Here is a 26003-nt window from a genome sequence, read left to right on the forward strand (position 1 = left end):
TAAGAAGAGTGCAAAATATTGGTTTGAACTAATTGATTAATTCCTAATAATTCGCTTCCTCCTCGTACTCAGGAGTCTTAGTCTTCTCAGGGATATTCACCCGAGGAGCCTGGTAAGGCTTCGGTGCCTCATCGTCAGCCCAAGCATCAGCCTCCACATCATCTTCGTACTCCACCACCGGCTGCTTCGGGCGAGAAATCTCGGCGCGAGTGTATTGCGGCTTCTCCTCGTACTCTTCCTCCTCATAATCGTCCTCCTCGCCGCCCCAATTATCCTCTTCGTAATCCTCGTAATCCTCGTAATCCTCGACTGGCTGCTGCTGTACTTGCACCGCGCGCATAGGCGGCTGGCGAACCGCAGGCCGATTCCACTCTAAATCCTCATCCCAAGGAACTTCTTCCACCGCAGGCGCAGCTACGCGGCTCCGCATTTCCGGTGCAGGTATCCGCACGCCCGGGCCCAATTGATTTCCCGTAGCCACGGGTTTCGGATAATAACCTGCCTCGTCCTCTTCTCGTTCCCAAGGTGCTTGGCCCAAACCGACGCGCTCCAGCAAACCGACACTAAGCTGTCTGAGCCTTTCCTCGGAACCTTCAAACACAATTAAGCGATTCGGGCCGCTGCTGACAATTTCTTCAATCCCCAACTCGTAAGTGCTGAGAACTTGGTCGGGGATTTGGGGGATTCCCAGGGAAGCGATAATTATAGAAACTAACTTACCGTCTTCGGGGTCGAACCTAAAGCCCCGCACCCTACCTAAAAGTTCGCCGGTTTCGGTAATAACTTCGCTGTTAATCAAAATGCTGTAGACTTCAACATCAACATCATCTTCGATCGCGCTCTCATCTTCCACCAACAGCACGTCGCCGATTTCGCTGACATTGCTGAGGAACATAAACCTCGGCATTCCAGCGACCGCAAATATATTATCACGCAGACCGATCGCCACAACTTCCCGCCGATCGATGTCCACCCACAATTGACTAACCACCCCCAAGCGTTTACCTCTGTCGCGGGTGATGACCTGAGTGCCTAGAATATCGGAGCGTTGGCAGATTTGTTCGGATGTCATTCTAACTTTAATCCTGATTTATTAAGTACATATATCACTCAACACGAGCGTTAACATAAACTCCGGGACTACAACTTCAGCCCTATGACTTGAGTATAAGCTCCCCGCGCTTGAGTAACGCCAATTGTACGCTCAGCCGATTGAATCATAGGTCGCCGCAAACTCACAACAATAAACTGGGCTTGTTCAGACTGTCGTTTTATCATTCTAGCTAATCGCTCCACATTTGCCCCATCCAGAAACATATCCACTTCATCAAAAGCGTAGAACGTAGACGGGCGGTAGCGTTGCAGCGCAAAAATAAAACTCAGCGCCGTCAGCGACTTTTCGCCTCCAGACATGGAAGCCAGCCGCTGTACGGGTTTGCCCTTCGGGTGAGCCACCAAATTCAAGCCGCTGCTGAAGGGGTCTTCCTGGTCATCTAGCTGGAGATAGCCATCGCCTTCGGAAAGTTCCGCAAAGATAGTCTGGAAGTTCTCGTTAACCGCGTCGAAAGCTTCTTTAAAAGCGCGCCGCCTGAGTGTGGTAAAATTTTCGATTCTCAACAGCAGTTCAGTGCGTTCTCCTTCCAATGTCGTCAATTTTTGACTTAATTCTTGAAGGCGTTCTTGAGTGCGGTTGTACTCTTCCAAGGCTAGCATATTGACAGGTTCTAAAGCTTGAATGCGTTTGGCGATCGCCTTTACTTCCTGCTGCAATTCCGTCAAATTGGCTTTCTCGACATTTTCAGGAATCGACGGCACCGGGTCGGGCATTTCCGCCCGCTGCGTTTCCAATAGAGTGCGGACTGCGGCTAATTGTTCCCGGCGTTCTTGCTGAGTTTCGTGCAGTTTTTGCAACTGCCACTGTAACTGTTGTTTGGCTAAATGCTGTTCTCGCAGTTGAGATTCTGCCCGATCGCGCTCTTCCTTTTCCACGCCCAATTTTTCCTCAATTTCCCCCAAAGCTGCTTTAGCTTCCGCAATTTGCCGGTCGAGTTCTAACTGCTGCGAAACAATGCGATCGATCGCCTCCGCCCCCGCGTTTTGCTGCACTTGCCAATCCTGCAATTTCTCGCTGCCTTCCTTAATTTTGTCTTCCAAACGCCCGAATTGATTTTCCAAGTCTACAAGGCGCTGCTGGACGTTTCTGTGAGCCAATTCTCGCTCTTGCAGTTGCGCTTCCAGAGCGCGCAAACCCGATTGCATTTGCTGCCATTCGCTGTGACTGTTCGACTCTTCCAACTGCGCCAAAGTTTGGCGGTACTGCTGCAATTGAGTTTCCTGTGCGGGCAATTCTCTCTCCAGCAACTGCAATCTCGATCGCGAATCAGTTAATTCCTGTGTATTTTTCGCAATTTGCGATCGCACTTGTTCCTGTTGCGCGTGCAAATTCTTAATTTCTGAATCCAACTGTTCCAACCGCAACTGATGTTCGCGCAAATTTTGTTTCGCTTCCATCAATTCTTGGCTGCGAGTTTTGACTGCAACAGACGCGCGATCGATCGCAATTTTGCACCGTTCCAAAATCCGCTCAATTTCCTCCAACCTTTCTTGTAAAAAGGCGATCGTCCTGGCTTCACTAGCAGCCTCGCTAGCCTCAACCGTGCCAAAATGCAAGGTAGATCTATTAGTAGAACTTCCCCCAGTCATCGCCCCGCTAGTTTCCAAAATTTCCCCGTCCAAAGTGACAATCCGGTACTGTCCCAAATAGCGGCGGGCGTCGCTGAGGTTGCTAAACACAACCGTACTGCCAAAAACGTAAGCAAAAATTTCCTGATACCGCGAATCGCAGTCAATTAAATTAACAGCCGCATCCACAAACCCAGCCGCGCGCCGCAAATTTTCATTCACCGAATACCTGCCGCCCCTAATCTTATTCAAAGGCAAAAACGTCATCCTTCCCGCCCGTTTTTGCTTCAACAATTCGATCGCAGCAGCAGCCACGCTGTCATCTTCCACCACCATATTTCCCATGCGCCCGCCCGCCGCAATTTCCAGGGCCAACTGATAGCGCGGTTCTACCCTGCCGAGTTGAGCCACCAAGCCGCAAACTCCGCCAATTCCGCTTTGCGCGACAATTTTTGCAGTAAACGTTCCCGTCGCTTCTTGCAGTGCTTGAAACTGCACTTCTAGCTTGTCTAATTTGCGCTGTCTTTCCCGCTGTTCTTCCAACAAACGAGTTTGAGTTTCCTGTTGCAGTTGCAATTCTTGTTCGGCTTCGACTAAAATTTGATTCAGCGATTCTACTTGCAAAGATGCAACGCCTTTGGTTTCCACAAGGCGAGATTGCTGCTCTTTTTTCGCTGCAATTTCCTGTTCCAATACTTGCAGCGATTGGTTTTGTTCTTGAATTTGACTTTGCAGGCGATCGGCTCTTTCTCCGATAGTAGCTTGTTCTGTACGCTGCGGTTCCAAAGTTTGTTGAATTGTTTCAATTTGGCGGTGCAGTTCCGTTTGCTGCTGTACCCAAGCTTCGGCCGTCGAGGCGATCGCATTTGCAACTTCCCGACTTTCATCTAAACTTTGCTTGGCTGCATCCCGCTGTTCCTGAAAACTCGCCTGCTGAGACTTAACATAAGATATTTCAATCTCAATTTGCTCCAAACTTTGCTTAAATTGCCGAACTTCTGACTCGGTTTGTGCTATATTAGCCGCGATTTGTCCAGCAGTTTTTTCCAAATCCTGTTTGCGGTTTTGCACTTGCCGCCGTTCCGCTTCCTGAGTGGCAATCGTCGCTTGCAAAGCCAACAGTTCCGACTCTCCCAAAGCTTTAACGCGGGCATTCAGCGCGTCAAGTTCGGCGGTTGCTGCTTGAATTTGGGTGCTAATTGCTTGCAGTTGTTCGGTGAGAGATGCCGAAGTGCGATCGCCCGTTTCGATTTGTTCGCGCAGTTTCCATTCTTGCTTTTGCAACTGGCGGAATTTTAGGACAATTTCCCACTGCGACTTTTCTTGAAATTCCGCCCGCAATTTTTGATATTTTTCCGCTTTTGTGCGATCGGAAGCAAGTCTATCGCGCTGAGAAATCAGCTCTTTTTCCACAATCCGGCTGCGTTCTTCCACCTCTTTAACTTCATCCAACTTCTGCCTAGCTAAAGAGATTTTGCGATCGAACTGAGCGACACCAGCCAATTCGTCAATGATTTCTCTGCGTTCCTTAGAATTCATCGAAATAATGCTGGTAACGTCTCCTTGCAGGACGACGTTATAGCCTTCGGGATAAATTCGCAAGCGGTTGAGTTGTTCGTGAAGTTGAGTCAGCGTGCAAGGTTGGCCGTTAATGTAATAAGTTGAAGTGTAAGTACCTTGGCGAGTTACCCGAAGTTTGCGGGTTACACTCCACTCATCCGGTTTTGGATTTTGGATTTTGGATTTTTTATTAGTAGCGAGTAGTTGTCCGTTATTGTCTTGAGTTGCGGCGATTTCAATCTCTTCTACGTCTTCAACAGATAACTCTTCCGATTTTGGATTTTGGATTTTGGATTTTCGATTGGATGATTGTCCGTTGTTGTCTTCAGTTTCTGTAATTTCGATTGCTTCTACGTCTTCTGCTTCCACAGATAACTCAGCCGATTGTGGATTAGCAGCAGATAGTTGTTCGTTACTCTCTTGAGTTTCTGAGATTTCCTCCTCATCTTCATCCTGGGCGAACCATTCCTCCCCCACATCTTCCAGCGCAAAAGTCGCAGTCACGCTAGCTTCGATCGTACCGCGTTTGTTTTGGGCGCTGTTCACCAAATCCGGCAAACGTTCAGCCCGCATTCCCTTAGAACTCGAAAGCCCCAGACAAAACAGCAAAGCGTCGAGGATGTTGGACTTCCCAGAACCGTTGGGCCCGGAAACCACAGTAAAACCGGGCAGCACGGGAATGGCCGTCGTGCCGCCAAAAGATTTAAAGTTAGTCAGTTCGATCCGTTTAATGTGAACCATGTGCTAGGAGTAGCTTTGGCTCTAGGTTGTTGTCACAGGGTAGCACAGGCAATGGGGCGATCGACAATGTGTGAACTTTCTGGCATTGTCGATCGAACCGATATATTACACCTTTGTCAACCACCCCGCCGACTTTTACTTAAAAAGTTGGTTGACAAACGTACAACATCTGCATTCCGAGCGACCGCAACAAATAAACGTAAATTTTGATACAGATAATTTCATGAGACTCGATCGGGATTATTTGTGCGATTAAACCTAAAAGCCTTGTCCCTATTGAATTTCAGTAAATACAAGGCAGAAAATTCTTCATGTTACCCCTAGACATATAAAAACTTTCCGGTAAAATCGAACCAAAATTAATAATGTATAAAGTAACGAAGCGCATTATGGAGGGCAAACCCATTACACCAGCTCAGAACTCATCTAACCTGCCAGCTTCACCTGAAAGCGACCAACAAGTATTGCAAATTTGGGGTCGCGAACCCCTTAAAGGACACGTCAAAATCAGCGGCGCCAAAAACTCGGCCTTAGTAGTCATGGCAGGAGCCCTGCTATGCCCAGAGGATTGCCGTCTCCGCAACGTTCCCGGTCTAGTCGATGTCGCCCGCATGGGGCAAATTCTCTCGGCTGTAGGAGTCAAATTACAGCAGAACGGCGACGTTTTAGACATCAACGCCAGCAACCTCATAGACGCTCAAGCCCCCTACGAATTAGTCAGCCAACTGCGGGCGAGCTTCTTCATCATCGGCCCGCTGCTAGCGCGTTTGGGATTTGCCAAAGTGCCCTTGCCCGGTGGGTGCGCCATCGGTGCCCGACCCGTTGAACTCCACGTTCGCGGTCTGCAAGCCCTCGGTGCCGAAGTCCACATCGACCACGGCACCGTTCACGCTTACGTCAAAGGGCCAAACCGCCGCCTGAAAGGAGCCAAAATTTATTTGGACTACCCTAGCGTCGGCGCAACTGAAACTTTGATGATGGCGGCGACTCTGGCTGAAGGAGAAACCGTGATTGAAAATGCGGCTCAAGAGCCGGAAGTCGCAGATTTGGCGAATTTCTGCCGCGCTATGGGAGCAAAAATTCAAGGCGCTGGCACGAATACGATCGTCATTTCGGGAGTTCCCAAGCTGCACGCGGTAGACTATTCAATTATTCCCGATCGCATTGAAGCCGGAACATTTTTAGTAGCAGGAGCCATCACTCACTCCGAAATCAGTTTGTCGCCGGTAATTCCCGACCACCTGACCGCAGTCATCGCCAAATTGCAGACAATTGGGGCGAAAATTATTGCAGAATCCCCCGATATTTTGCGGATAGTTCCCGGCCAAACTCACTCGGCCACCGACATCGAAACTCTGCCTTATCCCGGTTTCCCCACAGATATGCAAGCTCAGTTTATGGCTTTGCTGACACTGAGCGAAGGCGACAGCTTGATCAAAGAAACCGTGTTTGAAAATCGCTTGCGCCACGTAGCAGAACTCAACCGCATGGGCGCCGACATTCGCCTTAAAGGCAATGTCGCGATTGTGCGCGGAGTGTCTCAACTGTCGGGTGCGCCGGTAGTGGCCACAGATTTGCGGGCTTCGGCGGCGTTAGTGCTAGCGGGACTTGCAGCCGATGGTGTCACCACCATCAGCAGCTTGCAGCACTTAGACCGCGGCTACGAGCAGTTAGAGGTGAAACTGCAAAAATTGGGAGCGAATTTGCGACGCGTCAAAGAGGGTACAGACCCGGCGACTGCTGAGGCTCCTGTCAATCCCGTGCGATCGGGTTTAAAGTAGTCAGAAGGAAGAAGGAAGAAGGAAGAGGAAAAAAGGAAGAAGCAAAAGAATTCCCCATGTCCCATTCCCCATGCCCAATTCCCAATTCCCAATTCCCAATTCCCAATTCCCAACTGACTAAAATGTCGAACATACCGCTCATCGGTTTGAAAGCAGACCAGTTTCGCCACCCGCTAGACTTGGAAGCCACCAACACTCTCAAACAACTGCCCGGCCTGGATTTGATGGTGCGGCAGTTGCTGGGACAACTGGGCGAACAGTTTTTTATGCTGGAAAATCTGGCTTCCAGCGTCCAAGTCGGCGAAAATCAATTGCCCCACCTGCATCAATTGCTGTTGGATGCCTGCAAAACTCTTGATTTGGAACCGCCGCAGCTTTATGTCCGCCAGCATCCGATGCCAAATGCTTACACCTTTGCGATGCGGGGAAAACAGCCTTTTGTGGTGATGCACACTTCTCTGATTGATTTGCTCACAGACGAGGAGGTTAAGGCAGTAATCGCTCACGAGTTGGGGCATTTGAAGTGCGAGCACGGAGTTTACCTGACTCTGGCTAATTTAATTGTGTTGGCGGCCGGTCAATTTTCGCCTGTGGGAACCGTGCTCGCGCAGGGTTTGCAGGCGCAAATGTTGGAATGGTTGCGGTGTGCGGAATTTACGTGCGATCGTGCCGCCTTGCTCGCCACTCAAGACCCAAAAGTGGTAGCATCGCTGTTGATGAAACTGGCCGGAGGTTCGCCGACTTTAGCTCCGAAACTGAATGTCGATGCGTTTTTGGCGCAGGCGCGGGCCTACGATGACCTCAGCAGCACTCAACTGGGAGAAATGCTCAAACAAGCTCAAACGGCTCAGTTGTCCCATCCTGTACCAGTATTGCGCGCCAGAGAGATCGATCGCTGGGCAAGTTCAAAAGATTATGAATCTTTGCTTGCAAAAAATCGATCGGTGTGTTATGATGGTGAAACGAAAAAGGGCGGGTGGCGAAATTGGTAGACGCATCAGACTCAAAATCTGACACCGAAAGGTATGAGAGTTCGATTCTCTCCCCGCCCACTGCTAAAAAAGCTAGTGATGTATTAATAAACAACTGTGTGCTAGGTAGCCCAGTAGCTCCAAGTGCATATCTCATCACTTGATATCCCCCTTCCTGGTGGCTGTCGTTGCTAGCCGAGTATTTTCCCAAATCCAGTTGAAATAACTGGTGAGCAACCGCACTATTACTTTTGTCTGCTTTATGTAATAAAAACAGAAAAAATGAGTAAGCTGTTGCGCGTTTAAATTGCATATTCGGGACGGGCTCGCGTGCCCATCCCACAATAATTTGAGTGATTTTTGATACACAATTTAAATGGAGAACAGCTTAATCAGGCCAGCAATATACCTTCTGGGGATTTAGCTATGGTTCCAGGGACAGTGTATATCCAAGATTGTGTCTCAAATCAGTTAAGTAAACTGTATACTCTTGATTTAGCCACAGGTAAAGCAACATTCATCGGTGAGATCATTACAGAAGTTTATGATATTGCCTCTGTTGATTCACAACTCTATGGCATGGAGCGAGTACGAGCTCGATAAAATGCTCGTTGCTGCTGACTTCGCACCACTGAAAGATGAGAAAGATATATGCGCTCAATAATTCGGGGCGGACTACCACTCATGAACGATTTTGCGTCATTTGAGGTGCATCGTTGAGCGATTTACTCCGGATTATTGAGCGGATACAGCAAGATGTTACGCTTTATTACGAAAAAAAAAATTATCTACCGCTCTAGATAGACTAATAGTCATTCCCGGAGCGGTCAAACTTGCGACCAATTTTAGCAGATGCTGAGTTTATCAGCACTAAGGGAAATAGCGTCATCAGCAACCTCGATTATGATTTCTTAACTGTTTGGCAAAACAAGTCTAATAGCAGATATCACATTAAGTGATTACCAAAAACTGAATGTAGACGAGTTTTTGGCGCAGGCGCGAGCCTACGAGGATCTCAGCACGACTCAACTCGGAGAAATGCTCAAACAAGCTCAGACGGCTCAGTTGTCCCATCCTGTACCAGTATTGCGGGCCAGAGAGATCGATCGCTGGGCAAGTTCAAAAGATAAAGATGAGTAATCCGGCAAGCAATATATCTTCTTTGGATTTAGCTATGGTTCCAGGGACAGTGTATATCCAAGATTGTGTCTCAAATCAGTTAAGTAAACTGTATACTCTTGATTTAGCCATAGGTAAAGCAACATTCATCGGTGAGATCATTACAGAAGTTTATGATATTGCCTTTGTTGATTCACAGCTCTATGGCATCGATCGAGAAGGCGATACAACGCAGCTCGTAAAAATTGACATCAAAACGGGCGATACGGCTGTCATTGGGGATACGGGCTTTGCTACAGCCGGATTGGCTTATAATGCCCAACGTCAAACCCTTTATGCCACCACAGCTAAACAACTGATTGCCCTCGATCTCAAAACAGGAAAAGGTACACCAGTAGCTACCGTAGCTAATAAAGACTACAACTGTGGCGAAGTTGCCTTTGATAGCAATGGCATAGCATATATCACATTAATTGGTTACGAAAAGAAGAAATTACTTGCTAGATGCAATCTCGCTACTAGCGAAGTTAAAACGATTGGTGATACCGGATTTCCTGGTATTGGCAGTATGGAATTTGTTGGAAATGTCCTTTATGGCGTTACTGGCAGATTTTTTAACTTAGGAAAAGACGGTCAATTAATCCGCATTAATACCAAAACAGGTAAAGGCACATTAGTGGCTCAAACCAAGCCTAGCGGTCGTTGGGCAGGAATTGCGGTTTATCAACCAGCAGCAGAAGTGAGCGCAACCGTTACTTCAAAAGTTAAGACTGAAGGTACACAAGCTGCACAAACAACTACTACAACGAGTGAGGAAACTATGCAACTGTTAACGATTGATACCAAAGAAAACTGTTACGTTATCAATACCGCTCAGATGAATAGCTTGCAACAAAATGTTGCTAAGTCTCTGACATTAGACAAAGGAACTTTTGACATCCAAATTACCAGTGGTAGCTACAGTTATAGTGCCGACAATACCGTCGGTGAGCCTTTTGTTTTTCTATGGGTTTATGGACTTGATGGCAGTACATTTATCAACACAAAGACAGGTGTTGAGACAGGTGGAACTTGGGCAACTTTAAACGGCTATAACGACAAATTGCAGTTAGACATCAAAGAAAAAGCTGTAGTCTGTGCTTTGTTCTTTGATACCTATAGTGGTGACAATCAAGGACAAGTCACTGTTTCAATCACTGGCAATCAACAGTTTAATCCCCAAACTTTAACCGTTGATAGCAAGGAAAACTGCTATTCGCTTGATGGCAATTATCTCTCCACTCTTAAAAAAGCCAATGCTAATTCTATCGAGTTAGCCCCAGGGAACTATCGCGTCAAGATTCGGGAAAGTAATGCCACTTATGGAGCAGAAGCAAAAAATTTCCAATTAGAACCTTGGGCCTTACTGTTGATTCAAGGGGGAAAATTTATCTCCAAGCTGACAGGAATTGAACTTAGCGAAAGTTGGTGTTCCTTAAATGGCTTCAAAGATGACGTTATTTTTGAAGTCAAACAAAAAACCACCATCTCCGGCTTCTTTTTTGATACATACATAGAAGATAACGAAGGGCAAGTTGTTTTAGAAATCAACAACATCAGCGATCTAGAAGTAGCTCAAGAATATGCACAGTCATCAGTAAAACCTGGTACGGGCAGCAGCGGAAGCACTGGTAGTACGGGCAGCAGCGGAAGCACTGTTAGTGTAGTGGGTGGTGGTAGCACAACTAGCTCTGGTAGTACAACTAGCTCTAGTAGTACAGTAGTTACCACTGGTGGTACAACTAGCTCTAGTAGTACAGCAGTTACCACTGGTGGTACAACTAGCTCGGGGACTCAAGATATCGATATTAGCAGTGGATTTAACTTCAGTTTTGACCAAGATCAGATGGAACAAATGTGGCAGCAAATGGCAGCCCAAATCAATAGTTCCATCACAGTAACAGGAGACCCGAACGAGAAAAAAGAAGCTTATTGGGACAATTTGGAAAAATGGCTGCTTAAAGGCTATCAAACTCAAGCTAAAGACTTAGGGATGAAGGTAGCACGGCTTGAGTTTATGCTTAAGACTCTTACCCAACAAATGGAAGTTAGTTTTAATCAGAATTTCCACAATTGGTCGGGGTACTTCAACAAAAATCTCAACGACTTATTTATTTCCCGAATCCCCCGCATTGTTAGTGAGCAGGTGAATTTAAGAATCTCTGAACAAACCCAAGAGATTAAAAACTTAGTGCTGCAACAAATGCAAACCGAACTCAATGAGCGTGTTGAGTCCGTCGTTAATCTCAAAGTGTCTAATCAGACTCAAGAAGTTAAGAACCTAGTAGTTCAGCAAATGCAAACTGAACTTGAGCAACGGATTGAGAATGTAGTTAATATCAAAATTGCCAATCAGTCTACAGAGATTAATACCCAAGTAATTAATCAAATGTCGGCTGATATTGATGAGCGCATTAGTAACTCCGTTAATGTCAAAATCGCCAATCAATCTCAAGAGATCACTAATCAGGTAATTCAGCAACTCCAACATACTATCGATCAGCGTGTTGAGAATGTGGTGAGCATCAAGATTTCCGATCAAACCCAGAATGTGAAGAATCTGGTGATTCAGCAAATGCAAACTTACATCGATCAACGCATCGATAATGTTGTGAACCTCAAAGTGTCTAATCTCTCTCAAGATATTAACACTCAAATTGTTCAACAAATTCAACACGACATAGATCAGCGGATTAATGCGGTAGTTAATCTCAGAATTGCTGACCAAACCCAAAACATTAAAAATCTTGTCATTCAGCAGATTGAAGCTAACATGGATCAACGCATCAATACGGTTGTTAATCAATCTAGCAATCACAACGTGCAGTTAGTGACTAATAATATTGTCAACGATCTTGACAATCGCATTAATACTAGCTTGGATAACAAGATTCTCAACTTCCGTAATGATGTCTCTGCTATCGTCAATAATGAGCTGAACCAAAACTTTACGCAGAACCTCAAAAATACGATTTTTGCAGAATTGAAACAGCAACAATTCTACCTGGATATGAACTTGATCAAGTCAGAAGTTGAGAACTTCTACTCTAATCTGGCACAGTTTGAGAATCAGTTCTATTTACGGATTGAACAAGGAGACACTCAACTGTATAACTGGACGCTGGAACAACTTATTGCTCTCCAAGGTTGCTTAACAGATCGTCAGGCTTTAGTGGATATGTTTGAATCTTTCGCCAATAAACTCAAAGACGAATTAGAGAATGCTGAATGCGTTCGTCCCGATCGTTTTAGTTCTTGGGTAAGAACAGATATGCGGTCACAATTTCAACCTACGCAATCTCCGGGATTACCACAAGGTTAATCAGTAGGTAGACATATATCTTGGGTGCCCGAAGAAAGGAACGAAGCAACCCCAAACTGCAAGGGAATTGCTTTGTTCATCTATTCGGACATGATGGTATTGATTTATGTTCACCGTCCACTGCTAAAAAAGCTTAATAAATCTAGGGTTCCAGGTATGCCACCGGGAACCCTAATTTATATGGCACGGGCAATCGGGCATGGGGCATCGGGCATCGGGAATTGGTAACAACAGTCATTAGTCATTAGTCAGTCAACATTCAACAGTCAACCGTTAACAGTCAACAGATTTTATGGGTGAAATCGCCGCTTTAGGCGCTGCATTTGTCTGGGCTCTATCTTCCACAATCTGGCAGCGAGTGGGACAGCAAATCCCCGCAGTGGTGCTAAATTTGCTCAAAGGTGCGATCGCCCTTTTCATGCTCCTTGCCACTGTACAAATTTTAGGTAAACCTTTACCCGCAATCAACCCTAATATTTTAGCAATGCTGCTGATCGGCGGCGCCCTAGGAATTGGCGTCGGAGACACCGCTTTCTTTATCGTCTTAAAATATTTAGGCGCGAGGCGAACGCTGCTTTTAGAAACCCTATCTCCCCCTTTAACAGCTTTATTGGGCTTAATATTTTTGCAAGAATACTTATCCCCAATTGCTTGTACTGGCATTCTTTTAACAATCTGTGGGGTAGCGTGGGTAATTGCAGAACGAACAGCCGAAACAACCTTACCATCAAAACATCTTTGGCAGGGATTAGCCATTAGTTTATTAGGACAAACAAGCCACGCCATCGGAGCTATTTTATCCCGCGCCGCCTTCACTCAAATAGATATCGATCCCCTGTGGACTGCGGCTTTGCGTTTGAGCGGCGGCATGGCAGTCATGCTATGTTTTTTGAACCCCGAAAAACTTGACAGTTTCAAACAATTAAAAGCACCCAAACTATTAGGTGCAATAACTCTAGCAGCTTTTTTAGGAACCTATCTCGGAATTTTCCTGCAACAGATTTCGCTGAAATATGCACCTGCAGCAATCGCTCAAGCACTCAGTTCTACCAGTCCCCTGTTTATACTGCCTTTAGCCGTGCTGGCGGGCGAAAAAGTGAGCATTCGGGCTGTTTTGGGGGTGGTTGGTGCGATCGGCGGAATCGCCTTATTATTGGGTTTGAAGTGATTAGATTTGATATCAATTCCGGTGCCACCGGAATGACTGTTGACTGTTGTCTGTTGACTCGATTAGGCACGGCGCCGTGTCGAAAGCAGTGGGTAATACTAATTCCGATGCTACCGGATTTGATATCACAACTCCGACAAGTGGAAACAAAACTCTACGGAGAGATTGAGAAGCAAATTTCAAACGCTCGCCAGAAGGAAGAGGAAGTTATTTATGCTTCTCATGCTTGGGTAAAATAATTGGCAGAAGTACATTGCCGAATGTCTAGAAGTGCCCACAGTTGACCAAGGCGAAACCATAGAATAAGCGATCGCCAATCTTAAACAAGCTACAAAACTCTATCTCGAATAATGTCCATTATTAGAACCCCGACTTATTAAAAAAGTCGGGGCTCTAGCTACTCTTACAAATTGCAACTCATATCCCCAGATAATTGACTGAAACGCGCATTTTCCCGATAGTCTACCGGACAGTCAATCACGCAAGGGACATCTTGAGCAAGGGCTTCTTTCAGAATCGGAATGAAATCCGTTGCAGATTCCACTCGATATCCTTTTAAACCCATACTTTCGGCAAATTTCACAAAGTCGGGATTGCCAAATTTGACGAAATCGGAATGACCAAAATAATCTTGCTGCTTCCATTCAATTAACCCGTAACCGCCGTCATTAAATATCAGCGTCACAAAATTAGTACCGACTCGCAAAGCAGTTTCTAACTCTTGGCAATTCATCATAAAACCGCCGTCGCCGGTGGCTGCTATTACTTTGCGATCGGGATAAACGAGTTTTGCAGCTACCGCACCCGGAATTGCAATTCCCATCGCCGCAAATCCGTTGGAAATCAAACAGGTATTGGGGCGATCGCAATGATAGTGCCGCGCGATCCACATTTTGTGAGCTCCCACATCAGATATAAGAATATCTTCCGGGTCCAGAACTTGCCGCAAATCGTAAATGAGTTTTTGTGGCTTGATCGGGAAACCGTTGTCGGCTGCATATTGTTCGTACCCAGCGCGAATATCCGCCCGCAATTGCTTAGCAAAAGGGTCTACTTTCTCCATGCGATCGGCACGCTGCAAAATTTCATTTAGGGAATCAGAAATATCCCCCACAACTTCTATAATAGGAATATAACTGCTGTCAATTTCTGCTGGCAAAGATCCAATGTGAATAATCGGAATTTTTCCTTCGGGATTCCACTTCTTCGGGGAATATTCAATCAAATCGTAGCCAACAGCAATCACTAAATCCGTTTCTTCAAAAGCACAGCTAATGTAATCCCGTTTTTGCAATCCCGTCGTCCAAAGCGCCAAAGGATGAGTGTAAGGAATCACACCTTTGCCCATGAAAGTATTAGCTACAGGAATATTCAATCGAGTAGCAAATTGGGTCAAAGCATCGCTGGCGTTAGCGCGGATCGCGCCGTTTCCTACTAAAAGCAGAGGACTTTTTGCCTTGGAAATTGCCACAGCGGCTTTGTTCAAGCTTTGGTAAGCGCCAAAAGTTTTTTCGCGGTTGTCTTTGGCGAGCGGCTGTCCTTCTGCAGGCATTGCTGCAATGTTTTCAGGTAAGTCAATGTGAACTGATCCCGGCTTTTCACTTTGAGCTACTTTAAAAGCTTTGCGGACAATTTCTGCCGTCGTGCTGGGGCGAACAATTTGAGCATTCCACTTAGTAACTGGCGCAAACATGGCAACCAAATCTAAATATTGGTGCGATTCTATGTGCATCCTGTCTGTGCCCACTTGTCCGGTAATTGCTATTAAAGGAGCGCCGTCTAAGTTGGCGTCAGCAACTCCTGTCATTAAGTTAGTTGCGCCTGGGCCCAAGGTGGACAAGCAAACGCCGGCTTTGCCGGTGAGACGACCGTAAACGTCTGCCATGAATGCGGCGCCTTGTTCGTGGCGAGTAGTAATAAATTTAATTGAAGAGTTTCTCAGGGCTTCTAGAACTTCTAAATTTTCTTCTCCGGGAAGTCCGAAGACGTATTCGACGCCTTCATTTTCTAAACATTTTACCAATAGTTGAGCTGTGTTCATTTCCGTTTCTCTCCTCGGTTAATGGTTTGTTTTGGTCTTTTTCAACCGATCGCAAAAATACTAAATGGGAATTTTTAACCGCAGATAAACGCAGATAAACGCAGATAAACGCAGACTGATATAGATTTGTGCGAGCGGTTGATAGAGTGGGAGCTTATTTCACCCACACTGTTTTTATGTTAACAAATTCGTGCATTCCCTGGATGCTCAATTCGCGTCCGTAACCGGAGCGTTTGATGCCGCCGAAGGGCAATCTAGGGTCGGATTTTACTAAACCGTTGATGAATACCGCGCCCGCCTCTAGTTCGGAAATAAATCGATCGCTCTCTGAGTTTACTGTAGTCCAAGCTGACGCACCCAAGCCAAAAGATGTGCTGTTTGCCAGGGCGATCGCCTCATCGATGCCTGCAACTCGGAATACTAAAGCTACGGGCCCGAAAAATTCTTCTTGACGGGCAGAGGCATTCGGCGGAATATCTGCCAAAATAGTTGGCAAGTAGAAATTGCCGGCATTCTCTGACAGTGGGCGGCCTCCTGTCAGAAGTTTCGCTCCCGATTGGATGCAAGTTTGCACTTGATTGTCCAACTCTTTGAGGATGGCTGGAGTAGCTAAAGGGCCGATATCGGTTTCTGGCAACATCGGATCGCCTACTTTTAATTGCTCGAATTTTTCGACAAATCCTGTGATGAATTCGTCGGCAATCTCTTCGGCTAAAATAAAGCGTTTGGCGGCGATGCAAGATTGACCGTTATTGAGCATCCGGGATGTCACAGCAGTTGATAAAGCTGCTGCTACATCGGCGCTGGACATCACAATAAAGGGGTCGCTTCCTCCCAATTCCAGCACTACTTTTTTCAAATTTTTGCCCGCATTTGCTGCCAAACTTTCACCCGCTGGTTCGCTACCGGTGAGAGTTGCTGCTTTTATGCGATCGTCCGCAACGATATCGGCTACTTTGTCGGCGCCGACTAACAAAGTTTGGAAAACTCCTTCGGGAAAGCCAGCTTCCCTGAAAATTTCTTCGATTTTCAAAGCGCACTGAGGCACGTTGGAAGCGTGTTTGAGCAAGCCCACATTGCCTGCCATCAGCGCCGGCGCGGCAAACCGAAAAACTTGCCAAAATGGGAAATTCCACGGCATGACGGCTAAAATAGCGCCCAGCGGTTGGTAGCGGACAAAGCTGCTAGTAGCGTCGGTGGTTGCCGGTACGTCTGCCATAAATTGAGCGGCATTTTTGGCGTAATACCGACAAACTAAGGCGCATTTTTCCACTTCGCCGATCGCAGATTTGAGCGTTTTACCCATTTCCAGAGTCATCATTTCAGCGTAAATTTCGCGATCGCGCTCCAAGATGTCCGCAGCTTTCTGCATCCACAGAGCTCGCTGCTCAAACGGCAGTTGGCGGTATTTTTTAAAAGCTTGCTGTGCTAATTCCAGCTTAGCTTCGATTACCTCATCCGTTATTGGATCGAAAGTTTGCAGCGTTTCTCCCGTTGCCGGGTTGATAGTAGCAATAGCCATTGTTTCATCTCCTGTGTGAAAAACACAAAACTCCCTGCTAGTTTTGAGCCGAGGCAGGGAGTTGTATCAATGTATTACAAAATAGGAATTTACCAGCCACGTTTTCTTTCAGATATTGTTAAGTTGCAAGTGCCGCGATTTGTTTAAATTTCTCTACTTTTTATTATACTTCAGAGTCTCGATCGCAAATCTTAAGAAAATTTGTCTTTATCTTGCTTGGAGCCGTAGGGTGCGTCGCCATCAAAAATCCTCAAAAAAAGCGAAAATCTCGCAGCGACGCACCTTACTAAATATTTGTGCCCGTAAAGTTTGCCGTCTCAACCACAAAAACCGTAGGGTGCGTCGCCATCAAAAATCCTCAAAAAAAGCGAAAATCTCGCAGCGACGCACCTTGCAAGAATTTGGCACAAGGTGCGTCGCCATCAAAACTTCCCAAAAAAAGCGAAAATCTCGCAGCGACGCACCCTATGATAATTAGCGATTCCCCTACCTCAAACAGACTGTTCCTGGACGTAATCCTGCACGTAAGACTGATAGTAATACCTGCTGCCTTTATCGTTATTCGCCACCATTCCCAACAGCGGAATTCCCGCCATTTTTAAATCTTCAAAAGCCAACAACAGCGCCTCCCGCTCAGTTTGATGCAGCCCCACTACCAGCATCAATCCGTTAGTGTGAGCCGCCAACAAATTCGCATCCGCCAAACCTAAAAGCGGCGCAGTATCGTAAATAACTAAGTCAAAATGACTTGACAAAGCTGCCATTAAATGCTGCATTTTTCTCGAAGAAAGCACCTTTGTGGGATCGAAAGGAACCGGGCCGGAAGTTAACACAAACAAATTTTCATCGCGGGGCGATCGCAAAATCAACTGTTGCACATCCACATCATCCGCGATCGCATTGTGCAAGCCTTGCCAATTCGGTAAACCCAGCATTTCGTGCACCTGCGGACGCCGCAAATCCCCATCCACCAACAGCACTTGCTGGCCCATTGCAGCCGCCGCCCGCGCCAGATTTACTGCTACCGTAGACTTGCCGTCACCTACTTGACAAGAAGTAATTACGCAAGAATTGATCGGAGTATCAACGTTTAGTAAGCGAATATTAGCATTGAGCGATCGAAAAGCTTCCTGAAAAGCATCCGTCGGCATCGGCGAAATTGCCACATCCACCGGGCTTGTCTCAGCAGGAGGAAGTCTCAAAATTTTATCGCTAGCAGGAATTACCCCCAACAAAGGCAGGCGAATCGACTGTTTGACATCCTCTGGAGTTTGGAACACCGTTTTATTTTTAAACCGTTCCGCCAACTGCGCCGCCAGCATACCAAACAGCAAACCAGTCAATCCCCCCAAAGCCAAATTCAAAGGCATAATCGGAGCAACAGCCCTCAACTCGCCATTTTTGTAACGCGGAATTTCCGGCTTAGCAATAACTTCCCAAGCCACCTCTTTTTTGCCCACAGCTTCAAGCTGCAAAGCTTGCTGTTTTGCCAGCAAACCATTCAGCGTATTGTTAGTCAAATCCAACTCGCGCTGCAAATCCGAATAGCGCCGCAAAATCACCGGAAATTTTTGAGAGTATTGATTCAACTGCTTAGCAGCTTGTTCCAAAACTTGATTCCGCACGCCCAGCACCTGAATTAAATTAGCAGTACCGATAAACTGCTCGATCAACTTAATCCGCACCGGATCTTGAAAAGCCAGCACTTGTGAATTTACCTTAGCCAAATCAGTTCCCAGAACCTCTTGGGCTTCTTTCTGCAATAAAGGAATTAGGTTTTTGCGCTGTTCTCGCAACAATTGCATTTGCGGAGTTTCGTCTGTAAACGTAGCCGAGTTAATCGCTATTTGCCCTTCTAATTGCTGCAATTGAGTCAGCATCCCTTGATAGCGGGGAGCTTGACTCAGAGCCGAGGCCATCAGCGCTTGCTTCTGGTTTAATCCAAGCTGATTTTGCAGATTGGAATAGAGCAATCTCTGCTGATTGAGCTGCGTTTGCGCTTCCAATCTTTGCGTTTGAAGTTCACTGATTTGCTGCGCGAGTTGTTGCGTTTGAATTTGCGGGTCGATGAAATTGTACTGCTGCCGCAACTTTTGAATTTCTGTTTGCAGAGCTTGTTGGCGTTTTTGCTGATTGGGAATTTTCGATTTTACAAAATCCAGAGTCTGACTAATTTGAGTGGTGGTATCTTGCACGCTGTAGTTGCGGTAGCCTAGCGCAACTTTTTCCAAAACAAACTGAATTTTTTTCGGATCGTAATCCCGATATCTAACTTCGATAATCTTGGTATTTTTGAAGCGATTAATTGACAACCTAGTTTCCTGAGAAAACGGCAAATTATCTGCTTTTTGGTTCAAGAGGTAGTTGTAATTTATGTCAGGATACTTAGCCTGCAACTGTTTAATAATTGGCGCCATTACTTGCGGGCTTTGCAAAACTTGAATTTGGGATTCGTAGTCAAAACCGGCATTTTCTGTCGTCGCGGGCGCCGCTGGTTGCAGTTTCAGCTCACCAGAATAGATTTTGGCTAAAGTATTTTGCGTAACTGCTGGTTCTACTAATAATTGAAAGCGTCCTTCGTACTCGCTTTTTTGATTCAGTGTCCAGGCGAAAACTCCGGTAGTCACTGCCGCTGCTACGCCGATGACTAAGATGGAGCGACTGCGGCAAACTTCCCAAAAACTTAACTCTTCTGTCTCGGTTTTGTTGCTGCCTAAAAATTGATCTTCTCCATAAAGCCCAGAAGACATTTTTTGCAAATCAGCGGCTTTTTTATGATTAAACAGTGCTACTTGAGATTGTTTCCCTGGTTTCATTTGATTTCTACAACTTATTAGTTTAAACGTCTGTATTGGTGGCGGAGTTTCAGGAAATCGGTTGATTCCTCGATATTTCATTACCCAACCGCAATTTTTTCTATAAAGCGGGTTTCTGAGGTCTTAATGCCAGTCTATTCAAATCACCTAAAAATATCGAACAACCGAAATATTCCTAATAGGGGGCTCAGAGGAGCGAGAGTCCCACCTACATTATCCGAGAACGTAGCGCGACCCGATCGCCTTACCATAATTACATCATTATTTTGCAGTTTGGGATTAGTTTCCTCATTGGCAGTTGCAGAAAAATTAACCTTAACAGTTAGCTGGGAAACAGTGCCGTTAGGATTGAGGCGAATTAAATTCACCGAATCCATTTCTGCCCGCGCTTTATTAAAACCTCCCGCTGCTACCAGCGCTTGATTTAAAGTAGTGTTGGGCAGCACCGCAATCGCTCCCGGTTTCACGACTTCGCCCACAATGTTCACCTTAATCGTATCAGGTGAAAAATTAGAATTAGCAACTTGTTCGTCTTGGGTTGCATCGAGGTTTTCGGCTTTGGGAACGATTACCGTATCTCCCTGTTGCAGCGCTAAATCTTGGGATACATCTCCCCCTTCCAAAAGTTGCCACAAATTTACATTAATAATTTGTTCTGTACCCGCCCGCGTCAGGCGGCGAACTTGGATTTGTCTGATATCAGCTACAGGCGTAATGCCGCCCGCCATTTTAATTGCCCTCGTTACAGTTTGCTGCAAAATAGTTTCCCCGCCGTTTGTTTCGCTAGCAGCAAACAAACCCGAATTTTCACCCATTTCATTCTCTTGTACCCTACTTTGAGCCTCTTTTGCCAAAGTATAAGTACCGGGGCGAGTTACTTCGCCCACCACAGCAATATTAATTGGTTGAGTGCTTTGTCCGGTAATGTTAGCTACTGCTAAAGTCGGTGCTTCTTGGCGGTTGAGGCTAGTTACAGTGGGAATAAATATAGTATCGCCGTCGCGCAAAGTCATATCAGCCCGCAAATCGCCGTTTTGCAATAATTCCCACAAATCCACACTAATAATTTGTTCCGGTGCGTTGCGCTGGGGGCGGCGGATTTTGATTTGCCGCACGTCTGCTGACTGGGTAATTCCACCGGCCATTCGCAGAGCCCGCGATATTGTCGGCATTTGAGTTCCCATTTGCTCTGCTGTGCCTCCGGGGCCTGCTGCTGAGGATATTGTATAGGCTCCGGGGCGGTTGATTTCGCCCGCGATCGCAATTTGCAAAGGACGCGGCGCCAGCAGTTTGAGGGTAATCCAAGGACGTTTGAGGTATTTGCCGTATTTGTCTTTAACAGCATTAGAAGCTTGTTCTAAAGTCATCCCGTACACCGAAACGCTGCCAATTAACGGCAAACTCAGGGAACCGTCTGCCTGTACTTGGTGTTGACCGTTGGGGCCGCTGTATTCCGGGACGTTGAAGATGTCCATTTGAATGCGATCGCCCGCGCCTAAAGTGTAAACTTCCGATCGTACACTTGAAGGTTCACTTGCCGGAAATCCCGGAAATCCCGGCGCTGCGGGTACTGGTACAGGAACAGGAGAACCCGCATCAGGAGGAGGAGGAGGAGGAGGCATAAACTGGGCCGCAGCAGGAGATGAACCCACCGCCGCCAGCACTGACACTGTTAAACTTTGAATCATTAAACTTTTGACAGCATTGCTTGCCCAATAACCCAGCTTGCAGCTTTTGCTGGAAACCTCTCCCTGAGCCCCTCTCCTTGCAGCAGCAAAGGGGAGAAATTCTTCACCTTCCCTCTGTGCGAAGGGAACACAAGGGTGAGCTTTTTTCTCAAGTTGCACATCGCGCGAATAACTTTTCACCACCATCGCTTTTTGCCCCTATCCTCATCCAACCCCGCCAACATCAAATGTAACCCAACTGTTCTAACTTGGTCAGAACTTTTTTAACACTCTCTTCCACACTTTCTCGCTCTGTGTAACAAATAATCTCAGGATTAAGCGGTTCTTCATAAGGATCGTCAATTCCCGTAAAACCCTTAATTTCTCCGGCTCTCGCCTTAGCGTACAGCCCCTTGACATCGCGACCTTCGCACACTTCTAACGGCGCTGTGATATATACTTCAACAAAATTGGGCTCCATTGCTCTAATTTCGTCGCGAATTGCTCTGTAGGGGCTAATAGCTGCGGTCATTACGGCTACTCCATTACGGCTCAGCAGGTGAGCTACAAATCCAATCCGCCGAATATTAGTATCTCTGTCTTCTTGGCTAAATCCCAAACCTTTTGACAAGTTGGTGCGAACGACATCTCCATCTAATATTTCAACTTTGCAACCTCTTGCCTTCAATTCAGGTTCGAGAGCTTTGGTGATAGTTGTCTTGCCGGAACCGCTCAGCCCGGTGAACCACAAAATAAAACCTTTTTCCATTTTCAATTGTTTCGTTAGTAGTGAATAGTGGGGAATTTACGCGACGTATGACTTTAGCGTCCCGGTTCCCCATTTGCCGACTCTCACCATAACTAATTTTTTTTATTAACCGCAGAGGACGCAGAGGACACAGAGGAAGAGGGAAGAGGAGAAATAAATAGGTAATCTTAAAATCCGTAGGGTGCTCTTGGGCAGTGTACCTTACATTCAATGGGCGATCGCCAACGCCGAACATCTATCCTCTGGCTGCTTGTGGTCGCACCTTACATGATGAATGAGCCTCTTGCAATCTAAAATCTAAAATCTAAAATCTAAAATCCTATTCCCCATGTCCCCAACCTTAAAAGCAGATGTTTTGGTAGTCGGTGGCGGCACTGGCGGCACTGCCGCAGCCGTGCAAGCAGCCCGCCGAGGTGCCAAAACTATTTTAGTCAGCGAATTCCCCTGGCTGGGAGGAATGCTGACTTCGGCTGGCGTTTGTGCCCCCGATGGCAATGAATTAGCAGCTTTTCAAACTGGTTTGTGGGGCGCGTTTCTCCGGGAACTCCAGCAGCGACAGCCGGGAGGTTTGGATTGGGGCTGGGTAAGTTTTTTTACTTACGATCCCCGCATCGGTGCTGAAATTTTTGCTGATTGGGTTAAATGTTTGCCGAACTTACAGTGGATTTGTGGACAAAAAGCTCAAGATGTGCTAGTGGAAGAATCTCGCATTTCTGGCGTTCGGTTTGCAGATTTTACGGTTTCGGCCAAAATCACTTTGGATGCCACGGAATTGGGAGATTTGCTGGCTTTAGCGGATGTTGGGCACCGCTGGGGTTGGGAATTCCAAGCCGAGTGGGGAGAACCCAGCGCGCCGGCTGCCTCTAATGCTCTCACAGAGCGCTATTCGGTGCAAGCTCCGACTTGGGTGGCAATTATGCAGGATTTTGGTAAAGGTGCGGTGGCGCCAGAAATTCCCGCGCCGCCTGTTGACAATCCCGATCGATTTACTGGTGCTTGGGACGGTTACACTCCCGAACAATTTCTCAATTACGGCAGGCTTCCGGGTGGATTGTTGATGATTAATTGGCCGATTCGAGGTAATGATTATGGTGAAGGAGTCGATCGACTCATTAAATCCGAAGCATCTCGACAAGAATTTCTCCAAGAAAGTCTGTGGCACACTCAAAGTTTCGCCCGCTTCATTCAAACGCAACTCGGCCCCCGCTACGGCTTAGCAAAGAACATTTTCCCGATTTCAAAGATCGAAAATCAACAAAATTCTTCCCTTCTTCCTTCCTTTGCCTTACATCCTTACTACCGAGAAAGTCGGCGCTTGCGAGGGATAAGTACAGTCACAGAACAAGATATTTTGCCTGTTGTCGGTGGCAGAGTCGCGAAGTTGCCGATAAATTCTGAGGGCATTTGTGAAACAATTGCGATCGGGAACTATGCCAACGATCACCACTACCCCAGTGGCGACATTCCCTTGCAGCCAAAATCTATCCGCTGGGGCGGCCGCTGGACGGGAACTCCGTTTACCATTCCTTACAGCGCGCTAATTCCTGGGAGTACAGACGGTTTGCTAGTCTGCGAAAAAAATATTTCCGTCTCTCACATCGCTAACGGTGCAACTCGCTTGCAACCGACGGTAATGAATATTGGACAGGCGGCGGGGATGGCGGCGGCTTTGTGCGCGGAATCTGAATGTCAGCCGCGGGAGTTGCCGGTGAGAGTTTTGCAGGAAGCTTTGCTGCAAGATTCCGAGGCGAGTGCGGCGGTTATTCCTTTATTTAATTTGACACCGGATCGATCGGATTGGCTCGATTGGCAGCGCTATTATCTCGATCGACCCCAAGCATATCCCGCCAGCGGCGAATGTCAGGAGTCAGTAGAAAAACCAAGCAGTCAAACAGCAAATAGCCACAGCCAATTTTCGGGCATTTTCCGCCGCCTCGGCGAACAAGACTGGACACTAACGCTGACAAGCCCCGCATCTGTAGCCGGTCAAACTTGGCAACTCGTGACTTTGGACTCGGAAACCGACAGATTTTTACAGCAGTGCGAAACCGAAAAGCCTCTGACAGTATGGGGCAGGCTGAATTCGGCCGGTGCTTGGCTGCTGGCGGTAGCAGTATAATTGAAGAGGTAAGGTTTTTTGCAGAGATCCGAAAAATTCACAGAAATTTATCCTGATCGATCGGGGAGAGCCCGTATCAGTTAATAGACACTGACACGGATACTACCCATGCAAACTTACACACCAATTGCTTTACTGAGTCTTTTGGACGTTACTTTGAGCGCCACTGTCGTTCTAGTCTTGGAATCCCTCGTCGGACTGCTGGAAGTTGCCACCGCTTCATACATTTTATCCGCCCAAACCGAACAAAGGGGCGATCGTTCTCCTGAAAGAGGCAGCGGACGCCGAGAGTTCATTAAGCCTAATCTTTACACTCATCAACTACAAGTATTTTAATGACATTGGACGAAAGCGATTTCCGTTATTGAGTTAGTTTCTGCCGCCCGTGTCGAGCGCTCAATCTGATTTCCTGGGATGATAGTTTTCCAGGTTTCCAAGGCAACTGCATTTCTTGTTTACAGTCATTAGGATATTCTTTTATGTGATGGTAGCATATAAACCTTAAACCGCCATCTATCGAGAGATTGAAGCTCGTATTTGGCGGTTTTGTATATTATTGCAACCTTCTGGGTAGTGCAATTAGGATTTTTTTTATTACTGAAGCAAGAGATTTTATTTCATTTTACATCGACTTCTGGCTGCTCTCATAGATCAGGTGCTACGCATCTAAAGTGTCTGTTGCTTCGGAGGGGGAGAGGGTGAGAAAGGGAAAGGTAAAGATAATTTTCCACTTTTTCTACAATGATTTTAGGAGACACTTTAAAGGCGCGATAGCTTAACTAAAGCCTTTTTCCTTCTTCCTTTTTCTTTCTTCCTTATGATTCCTGATTCCTGATTCCTGATTCCTAATTCTATAGTTTGATAATTTCAGGGAAATTCATCCTGATAGGCCTGGGTAAATGTCGTATCTCTAAATAGATACTGAGACGAATACTACCCATGAAAACCTACACTGCAATTGCTTTACTGAGCCTGTTGGGCATTACCTTGAGTGCCAGCGCCGCTCAAGCTTTTGAATCTTCACTCCCCATGCTCGAAACTGCCACCGCTCAATATATGTTGTCAGCCCAAACTCAACAAAGGGGCAATCGCCCTCCTAAGAGGGAGCGCATACGCAGGAATTTTACTGAGCCTAATGTTTACACTCATCCGCTACAAGATTTCTAATGGCACTGGAGGCAAGTGATTACCACAAGTGAGTTGCTTTGGGCCGTTCATTCGATCGCGCGATCGGATTTTCTGGGATTCTAGTTTTTCAGGTTAAGCGACAACTGCACTTTTTGTGGACACTTCTTAGGAGATTCTTTTTAGTGTAATAAATGTCAGTATATAAACGTGGAACCGCCATCTACCTAGAGAGAGATTCTAGTATGTGGCGGTTTTGTATTGAAAGCGCTTCAATTAAACAGGAACTAACCACAGGCCTCTGAGCATCTGGGTTTTTCAACCGATATCCCTCGCCCTCCACGCCTTATTGTGGCATTGCACAATTTGATGAGGATTCTTGTGGAGTGTCCCGCCTGCTGTAAAAATACAGCGGACGGGCAACGAGATCCCATCCCACAAAACTATCAAAATCTTCCCGCAATTATGCAACAGCCTTATTTTACTTGATAAAACCGGGTTTCGGCATCCATGACTATTCAAGAATTAGGGGTTCGGAGTCGCCTCAAATTCCTGGCATCG

The 26003-nt window shown here is 46.5% G+C and carries 17 protein-coding genes and 1 tRNA gene; 11 read left to right on the forward strand and 7 right to left on the reverse strand.

The window, feature by feature from the left end; translation table 11 throughout:
• Positions 1-43: 43 nt before the first annotated feature.
• Positions 44-1072, reverse strand: coding sequence for a PRC-barrel domain-containing protein (locus QUA50_RS04485; RefSeq protein WP_333260440.1), 1029 nt, complete (start codon positions 1070-1072; stop codon positions 44-46).
• A gap of 68 nt (positions 1073-1140) precedes the next feature.
• A complete protein-coding gene (gene smc, locus QUA50_RS04490; RefSeq protein ID WP_333260437.1) occupies positions 1141-4983 on the reverse strand; it encodes a chromosome segregation protein SMC in 3843 nt (1280 codons plus the stop codon).
• A gap of 365 nt (positions 4984-5348) precedes the next feature.
• Between smc and murA the strand changes: the two genes are divergently transcribed.
• The 8 genes from murA (at position 5349) to QUA50_RS04530 (ending at position 13622) form a co-directional block, all read left to right on the forward strand.
• Positions 5349-6764: a UDP-N-acetylglucosamine 1-carboxyvinyltransferase gene (gene murA, locus QUA50_RS04495; protein ID WP_333260435.1), complete on the forward strand. Its 1416-nt coding sequence runs from the start codon at positions 5349-5351 to the stop codon at positions 6762-6764.
• Between the two features lie 122 nt (positions 6765-6886).
• Complete coding sequence (locus QUA50_RS04500) at positions 6887-7756, forward strand: M48 family metallopeptidase (RefSeq protein ID WP_333260626.1); 870 nt, start codon at positions 6887-6889, stop codon at positions 7754-7756.
• Positions 7735-7816: transfer RNA gene (locus QUA50_RS04505), tRNA-Leu, on the forward strand. Before QUA50_RS04500 ends, QUA50_RS04505 begins: the two co-directional genes overlap by 22 nt.
• Before the next feature lie 279 nt (positions 7817-8095).
• A complete protein-coding gene (locus tag QUA50_RS04510; RefSeq protein WP_333298505.1) occupies positions 8096-8338 on the forward strand; it encodes a hypothetical protein in 243 nt (80 codons plus the stop codon).
• Between the two features lie 384 nt (positions 8339-8722).
• Positions 8723-8875: a hypothetical protein gene (locus QUA50_RS04515; protein ID WP_333260432.1), complete on the forward strand. Its 153-nt coding sequence runs from the start codon at positions 8723-8725 to the stop codon at positions 8873-8875.
• Positions 8868-12215 carry a hypothetical protein gene (locus QUA50_RS04520; RefSeq protein ID WP_333260430.1) on the forward strand — a complete coding sequence of 1116 codons (3348 nt, stop codon included), beginning with the start codon at positions 8868-8870 and terminating at the stop codon, positions 12213-12215. The genes QUA50_RS04515 and QUA50_RS04520 overlap by 8 nt, the downstream gene beginning before the upstream one ends.
• A 292-nt stretch (positions 12216-12507) precedes the next feature.
• On the forward strand, positions 12508-13383 hold the full coding sequence (locus tag QUA50_RS04525; RefSeq protein WP_333260427.1) for a DMT family transporter: 876 nt from the start codon (positions 12508-12510) through the stop codon (positions 13381-13383).
• A complete protein-coding gene (locus QUA50_RS04530) occupies positions 13380-13622 on the forward strand; it encodes a hypothetical protein (RefSeq protein ID WP_333298504.1) in 243 nt (80 codons plus the stop codon). The genes QUA50_RS04525 and QUA50_RS04530 overlap by 4 nt, the downstream gene beginning before the upstream one ends.
• Before the next feature lie 164 nt (positions 13623-13786).
• On the opposite strand, the gene QUA50_RS04535 is transcribed toward QUA50_RS04530, so the two are convergent.
• The 5 genes from QUA50_RS04535 to cysC form a co-directional block, all read right to left on the reverse strand.
• Positions 13787-15424: an acetolactate synthase large subunit gene (locus QUA50_RS04535; protein WP_333260421.1), complete on the reverse strand. Its 1638-nt coding sequence runs from the start codon at positions 15422-15424 to the stop codon at positions 13787-13789.
• A 154-nt stretch (positions 15425-15578) separates the two neighbouring features.
• The gene (locus tag QUA50_RS04540) at positions 15579-16946 is read right to left on the reverse strand and encodes an NAD-dependent succinate-semialdehyde dehydrogenase (RefSeq protein ID WP_333260418.1); all 1368 of its coding nucleotides are present in this window, start codon (positions 16944-16946) and stop codon (positions 15579-15581) included.
• A gap of 491 nt (positions 16947-17437) precedes the next feature.
• On the reverse strand, positions 17438-19762 hold the full coding sequence (locus QUA50_RS04545; protein ID WP_333260415.1) for a polysaccharide biosynthesis tyrosine autokinase: 2325 nt from the start codon (positions 19760-19762) through the stop codon (positions 17438-17440).
• 143 nt (positions 19763-19905) lie between these two features.
• A complete protein-coding gene (locus QUA50_RS04550) occupies positions 19906-21636 on the reverse strand; it encodes an SLBB domain-containing protein (RefSeq protein WP_333260411.1) in 1731 nt (576 codons plus the stop codon).
• Positions 21637-21673: 37 nt separating this feature from the next.
• Positions 21674-22198, reverse strand: a complete 525-nt coding sequence (gene cysC, locus QUA50_RS04555) for an adenylyl-sulfate kinase (RefSeq protein WP_333224077.1) — start codon at positions 22196-22198, stop codon at positions 21674-21676.
• A gap of 328 nt (positions 22199-22526) precedes the next feature.
• On the opposite strand from cysC, the gene QUA50_RS04560 reads away from it, so the two are divergent.
• The 3 genes from QUA50_RS04560 (at position 22527) to QUA50_RS04570 (ending at position 25484) form a co-directional block, all read left to right on the forward strand.
• Positions 22527-24317, forward strand: a complete 1791-nt coding sequence (locus QUA50_RS04560; RefSeq protein ID WP_333260408.1) for an FAD-dependent oxidoreductase — start codon at positions 22527-22529, stop codon at positions 24315-24317.
• A 108-nt stretch (positions 24318-24425) separates the two neighbouring features.
• Positions 24426-24653, forward strand: a complete 228-nt coding sequence (gene patX, locus QUA50_RS04565; RefSeq protein ID WP_333260405.1) for a heterocyst-inhibiting protein PatX — start codon at positions 24426-24428, stop codon at positions 24651-24653.
• A gap of 603 nt (positions 24654-25256) precedes the next feature.
• Entirely contained in the window at positions 25257-25484 is a 228-nt protein-coding gene (locus QUA50_RS04570; protein WP_333260402.1) for a hypothetical protein, read from the forward strand.
• The last annotated feature ends 519 nt before the right edge of the window (positions 25485-26003 follow it).

The sequence above is a fragment of the Microcoleus sp. M2_D5 genome (assembly GCF_036701935.1).
In the GTDB taxonomy this organism is placed as follows: domain Bacteria; phylum Cyanobacteriota; class Cyanobacteriia; order Cyanobacteriales; family Microcoleaceae; genus Microcoleus.

Bases quoted from the DNA above. Each gene is read 5' to 3' on its own strand.
- QUA50_RS04540 (WP_333260418.1), bottom strand. From the start codon at position 16,946: ATGGCTATTGCTACTATCAACCCGGCAACGGGAGAAACGCTGCAAACT.
- QUA50_RS04485 (WP_333260440.1), bottom strand. From the start codon at position 1,072: ATGACATCCGAACAAATCTGCCAACGCTCCGATATTCTAGGCACTCAG.
- patX (WP_333260405.1), top strand. From the start codon at position 24,426: ATGCAAACTTACACACCAATTGCTTTACTGAGTCTTTTGGACGTTACT.
- QUA50_RS04500 (WP_333260626.1), top strand. From the start codon at position 6,887: ATGTCGAACATACCGCTCATCGGTTTGAAAGCAGACCAGTTTCGCCAC.
- QUA50_RS04550 (WP_333260411.1), bottom strand. From the start codon at position 21,636: ATGGTGGTGAAAAGTTATTCGCGCGATGTGCAACTTGAGAAAAAAGCT.
- QUA50_RS04520 (WP_333260430.1), top strand. From the start codon at position 8,868: ATGAGTAATCCGGCAAGCAATATATCTTCTTTGGATTTAGCTATGGTT.
- QUA50_RS04545 (WP_333260415.1), bottom strand. From the start codon at position 19,762: ATGAAACCAGGGAAACAATCTCAAGTAGCACTGTTTAATCATAAAAAA.
- cysC (WP_333224077.1), bottom strand. From the start codon at position 22,198: ATGGAAAAAGGTTTTATTTTGTGGTTCACCGGGCTGAGCGGTTCCGGC.
- smc (WP_333260437.1), bottom strand. From the start codon at position 4,983: ATGGTTCACATTAAACGGATCGAACTGACTAACTTTAAATCTTTTGGC.
- murA (WP_333260435.1), top strand. From the start codon at position 5,349: ATGTATAAAGTAACGAAGCGCATTATGGAGGGCAAACCCATTACACCA.
- QUA50_RS04560 (WP_333260408.1), top strand. From the start codon at position 22,527: ATGTCCCCAACCTTAAAAGCAGATGTTTTGGTAGTCGGTGGCGGCACT.
- QUA50_RS04535 (WP_333260421.1), bottom strand. From the start codon at position 15,424: ATGAACACAGCTCAACTATTGGTAAAATGTTTAGAAAATGAAGGCGTC.
- QUA50_RS04525 (WP_333260427.1), top strand. From the start codon at position 12,508: ATGGGTGAAATCGCCGCTTTAGGCGCTGCATTTGTCTGGGCTCTATCT.
- QUA50_RS04570 (WP_333260402.1), top strand. From the start codon at position 25,257: ATGAAAACCTACACTGCAATTGCTTTACTGAGCCTGTTGGGCATTACC.